Source organism: Streptomyces sp. AC550_RSS872 (assembly GCF_019049285.1).
Taxonomy (GTDB): Bacteria; Actinomycetota; Actinomycetes; order Streptomycetales; family Streptomycetaceae; genus Streptomyces.
This window is the reverse complement of sequence record NZ_JAGMUL010000157.1, coordinates 1-293: the sequence shown is the minus strand read 5'-3', so window position 1 is coordinate 293 and position 293 is coordinate 1. Positions and strand designations below refer to the sequence as shown.

The 293-nt window shown below is 73.4% G+C and carries 1 protein-coding gene; it reads left to right on the top strand.

The genetic code is table 11. The annotated features are described in order from the left end of the window. Positions 1-293: M14 family metallopeptidase (locus tag KUM44_RS38145; RefSeq protein ID WP_217214361.1), on the top strand; the 293-nt coding region annotated here is incomplete at both ends.

Here is a 293-nt window from a genome sequence, read left to right as displayed (position 1 = left end):
GTCGTCAACGGCGCCCAGGACGGCCCGGTCCTGTGTGTGGACGCGGGCGTGCACGGCGACGAGTACGACGGCCAGGAGGCCATCCGGCGCGTCCTCGCCGACCTCGACCCGGCCACCCTGCGCGGCACGGTCGTCGGCATCCCCTGCCTGAACACCCCGGCCTTCGAGGCGGCGGCCCGCGCGAGCGGCATCGACCACCTCAACCTCAACCGCATCTTCCCGGGCGACGCGGAGGGCTCGTACTCGCAGCGTCTGGCCGCCACCTTCGTCGAGAAGGTCGTCCCCGCCGTCGA